Origin of the sequence: Duganella callida (genome assembly GCF_004614165.1) — a bacterium.
GTDB classification, from domain to species: Bacteria; Pseudomonadota; Gammaproteobacteria; order Burkholderiales; family Burkholderiaceae_D; genus Rugamonas; species Rugamonas callida.
The window spans coordinates 1-4,533 of record NZ_SPVG01000092.1; the positions used below are offsets into that span (position 1 = coordinate 1).

3 protein-coding genes and 1 pseudogene are annotated in these 4,533 nt (G+C 66.2%); 3 read left to right on the forward strand and 1 reads right to left on the reverse strand.

Annotation, left to right across the window (positions count from 1 at the left end; translation table 11 throughout):
- Positions 1-746, forward strand: a pseudogene (locus E4L98_RS29980) (thioredoxin family protein); the annotation flags it as partial.
- A gap of 3 nt (positions 747-749) precedes the next feature.
- On the opposite strand, the gene E4L98_RS09975 reads toward E4L98_RS29980, so the two are convergent.
- Positions 750-2,369 (reverse strand): M20/M25/M40 family metallo-hydrolase, encoded by a 1,620-nt coding sequence (locus tag E4L98_RS09975; RefSeq protein ID WP_135201408.1) that lies wholly within the window; start codon positions 2,367-2,369, stop codon positions 750-752.
- A gap of 177 nt (positions 2,370-2,546) precedes the next feature.
- Between E4L98_RS09975 and E4L98_RS09980 the strand changes: the two genes are divergently transcribed.
- On the forward strand, positions 2,547-2,834 hold the full coding sequence (locus E4L98_RS09980; protein ID WP_135201409.1) for a DUF4148 domain-containing protein: 288 nt from the start codon (positions 2,547-2,549) through the stop codon (positions 2,832-2,834).
- 137 nt (positions 2,835-2,971) lie between these two features.
- A partial coding sequence (locus E4L98_RS09985; protein ID WP_135201410.1) for a methyl-accepting chemotaxis protein occupies positions 2,972-4,533 on the forward strand: 1,562 nt, incomplete at its 3' end.

Sequence of the window (4,533 nt, forward strand, 5' to 3'; positions counted from 1 at the left end):
GCGCCAACGCCGATGCGGCCGTCCGCCTGCACCTGCACGCGCAACTGGCGGCCGGCAGCGCCGACGCGAGCGCCCTGCTGGCGGTGTTCAGCGACGCGCGGCTGGCGCGGCTGAACATGGACATCCTCAACAACAGCGGTCTCAACCTGATCAAGATCGCCACGCGGCGCGAAGAACTGGTGGCGGCCCTGAGCGGCATGGCGGCGCAATGGGCCGACGACTTCTGGCTGGGCGCCACCGACCGGCTGCTGGCCGCGCGCCTGCAACTGCGGCTGGCGCGCCTGCTGGCGCCGACGGCGGGCCTGCAGGACCAGGTGCGCGAGCGCGTGCGCGAGGCGCTGGATGCATCGACCGACGGCCACGAGCGCCACGCGCTGCTGAACACCGCCGTCAGCGCGCTGAACGAAGCGGGCCTGTCGGACCAGGCCGAGCAACTGCTGCTGGCCGAACTGCCGCGTTCGCATGCGCCGTACTACTTCATGCTGAGTCTGGCGGGCATCGCCAAGCGCCGCAACGACGTGGCCGGCGTGCTGTCATGGTACGAACAAGCGTGGCGCGCCGCACTGGGACCGGCGACTCGGTTGCAATGGGGCGTCACCTACATCGGCAGCCTGCGCGACCTGGCGCCGCAGGACAGCGCACGGATCGACCAGGCGATGCAGGGCTTGCGGGCCGACATCGCCGCCGCCGGCGACGATGCGCGCCAGCAGCGCAACCTGACCCAGCTGCAGAAACTGTCGCTTTAACGATCAGCGGCGCTGGAATTCGGCGTCGGCTTTCCACTGGGGAATGTCTTTGGCCTGGGCGGCCTGGTAGCCGGCCTGGAACAGCAGGGCGATGTCGTCCACCGCGCCGCGCGTGTTCCAGTTGGGCTGGACCACGTCGTTGACGGTGTGGAACTGGTGCGCGGTGTAGTTCAGCAGTTTGCTGGCGCTGCTGCGCAGGTAGATGGTCGGGATGCCGGCCCGAGCGAATTCCAGCTGGTCGCCACGGTAGTAGCTGCCGTAGCCGACGTTGCTGTCGGGCCGCACCACGCGCCCCTGCCGCGCGGCGATTGCTTTGACCAGATCGTCGGCCGACGACTTGCCCAGGCCGCTGAGTTCGACGTCGGCCGTGCGGCCCCACAGGTTGAGGCCGTCGATGTTGATGTTGAGGATGGTCTTGCTCAGCGGGTACAGCGGGTTGCGCACGTAGTATTGCGCGCCCAGCAGGCCGCGTTCCTCGGCCGTGGTGGCGACGAACAGGATGGTGCGTTTCGGCGCCTGCGGCAAGGCCTTGTAGGCGCGCGCGATCTGCAGCAGGGCGGCGACGCCGCTGGCGTTGTCCACCGCGCCGTGGAAGATCTGCTGGCTGCGCGGCCCCGGCAGGCTCTCGTCGATGCCGAAGTGATCCCAGTGCGCGGTGTAGACTACCACCTCATCCTTCAGCTGCGGATCGGAACCGGTGATGCGCGCCACCACGTTGTGCGATTCGACCGGCCGCAGCGCGTTCAGCGCGGTGGCGTTCAGCTTGATGCCCATCGGCACCGGCCTGAAGTCGCGCGCGACGGCCTGCTGCTTGAGCGCGCTGAAATCGAGGCCGGCTGCCTTGAACAGCGCGCACGCGCTTTCCTGCCGCAGCCAGCCCGGCAGCGCCGGCAGGTCGGCCGACGGCAGCTGCAGCGCATAGTTTTCGCGGCCCCAGCTGTTGAGGACGAAGTCGAACGGGTAGCCGGCCGCCTTGGTGTCGTGCACGATCAGCGCGGCGGCGGCGCCCATCTTGGCCGCCATCTCGAATTTGTAGTTCCAGCGGCCGTACCAGGTGACGGCCTGGCCGCCGAACAGGCTGGCGTCCAGCTGCGCCGGTTTCCTGGGATCCGGCAGCGGCGGGTCGTTGATCAGCATGACCAGGGTCTTGCCTTTGAGGTCGGCGCCCTTGTAATCGTCCCACTGAAATTCCGGTGCCTGCACGCCGTAGCCGACGAACACCAGTTCCGAATCGGCGATGTCGACGGCCGGCGCCGGCCGCAGGGTCCAGGCGACGTAGTCGTCGCCGAATGTCAGCGGCGTGACCTGGCCATCCTTGACGTAGTTGAGCGAGGGGTGGCTGGAGATGCCGACCAGCGGCACCGTCTGCAGATAGCTGCCGTCCGCCGTGGCCGGCTCCAGGCCGATCTGCTTGAACTGCTCGCGCAGATAGGCGATGGTGTGCGCTTCGCCCTGGGTGCCGGGTGCGCGGCCCTCGAACTCGTCGGAGGCCAGCGTGGCGATCTGCTCGACCAGCGCGGCACCGTCGATCTGGCGCAGCGCCGGCGCCAGCGGCGCGCCTTTGCCGGCCTGGGCTTCGGTCACGCACAAGCTCAGCAGGATGGTCGGCAGCAGCAATTTCATAAGCAGGGAATTGTTAAGAGGCAGGTCGCCATTCTGACACACTTTATTGCTTAAGAACACTATCCGCTAGGGTTGACTGATCGGATAAATGGATGGGTTTGCGCGGAAAATCGCGCTTTTTAATTCAAAAATTTGATACTAAGATGAATCCATCGTATCCAACTTTGGAGCACCATCATGAAAATCCAATCCATCCTCGTTTCCACCGCCCTGCTGATCGCCACCGGTGCCGCGTTTGCCCAGAGTGAAGCGGAGTTCGATCTTGCCTTCCGCAAGCAGGCGGCCAGCACGTTGACGCGCGAGCAGGTCAAGGCCGACACCGTGGCCGCGCGCGCTGCCGGCCAGCTCGACACCAACGAAGCCAACCAGGACATCGCCTACATGGCGCCGCGCGCGAAAAACGGCAAGGTCCAGGCCCAGATGGCTGCGAAGAAACAAGACGCACAAGACAAGACTGCCAACTAGGCAAACCACAACCGACAGCGGGCGCGCCGGGGAAACCGCCGCGCCCGTTTTCTTTTTGCGACAGGTGGCTATTTTCTTGCAGCAGACCGGCCGCTTTGGGCGTATGCTGATTTCCACAAGACAATGGAGACCTCCCCATGCGTAAATTGTCGTTCCAGCAGAAACTCTGGGTGCCGCTGATTTGCAGCCTGTTGTGCATCACCGCCATCTTTCTGTTCGAGACCATCCAGACGCGCAACGTGCGGCTGGAGGAGCGCAGCGCCGATCTGACCAATATCGACCAGATCGCGCTCAACCTCATCAAGCAGTACGGCGACAAGGCGGCGGCCGGCACGCTGAGCCAGGAGGAGGCGCAAAAGCAGGCGCTGGACACCATCCGCGCGCTGCGCTACGCCAAGGACGGTTACTTCACCATCAACCGCGGCACGCTGTCGCTGATGCACCCGATCAAGCCGGAAAACAACAACAAGGATCTGGTCGACCTGAAAGACCCGAACGGCACCTATGTCTACCGCGCGATCGCGGCCGCCGGCGCGCTGCCCGAAGGCGGCGGTTTCGTGCGCTATTACTGGTCGCGGCCGGGGTCGGCCGAGCCGGTGCCCAAGCTCAGCCGCGTGATGCATTATGCGCCGTGGAACTGGGACGTGGTCACCGGCGTGTACATCGACGACATCGACGCCGCCTTCCGCGCCTCGCTGCTGAAGTCGGCGGCCTGGCTGGCGGCGGTGTGCGTGGTGCTGTGGGTGATCGTCAGCATGGTCAACAAGAGCCTGCGCCACACCATCGGCGGCGCGCCCGAATACGTGGGCGAAGTCACGCAGCGCATATCCGAGGGCGATCTCAGCGTGACGGTCAAGGTGCACGAATCGGACCGCGGCAGTATTTTGCACTCGGTGCGGTCGATGCAGCAGCGGCTGGCCGACACCATCGGCGAAATCCGCCGCAGCGCCGACACCATCGCCACCGCGTCGAGCGAGATCGCATCCGGCAACCTGGACCTGTCGGCGCGCACCGAATCGCAGGCCAGCTCGCTGGAAGAGACGGCCGCGTCGATGGAACAGCTGACCTCGACCGTGAACCAGAATGCCGACAATGCGCAGCAGGCCAACCGGCTGGTGCAGTCGGCCTCGGAAGTGGCCGAGCGCGGCGGCAAGGTGGTGTCGCAGGTGGTGCAGACCATGGACACCATCAATGCCTCGGCCACGCGCATTGTCGACATCATCAGCGTGATCGACGGCATCGCGTTCCAGACCAATATCCTGGCCCTGAACGCGGCGGTGGAAGCGGCGCGCGCGGGCGAGCAGGGGCGCGGCTTCGCGGTGGTGGCGTCGGAGGTGCGCAACCTGGCGCAGCGCAGCGCGGCGGCGGCCAAGGAAATCAAGGAACTGATCAATGCCTCGGTGGACAGCATCAGCGCCGGCAGCGCGCTGGTGCAGGAAGCCGGCGCCACCATGGACCAGGTGGTGGCCAGCGTCAACAAGGTGACCCAGATCATGCAGGCGATCAGCGATGCCTCGGGCGAGCAGAGCACGGGCATCGGCCACGTCAACATGGCGATCACCGAGATGGATTCGGTGACGCAGCAGAACGCCGCGCTGGTGGAGCAGGCGGCGGCGGCGGCCGGCAGCATGCAGGAGCAGGCGGCGACGCTGGCCGGGCTGGTGGCGCGTTTCCGCCTGGGCGCCGACGGCCAACCCTG

Excerpts from the sequence above, each read along its gene's own strand:
- E4L98_RS09975 (WP_135201408.1), bottom strand. The coding sequence starts at position 2,369 with ATGAAATTGCTGCTGCCGACCATCCTGCTGAGCTTGTGCGTGACCGAA.
- E4L98_RS09980 (WP_135201409.1), top strand. The coding sequence starts at position 2,547 with ATGAAAATCCAATCCATCCTCGTTTCCACCGCCCTGCTGATCGCCACC.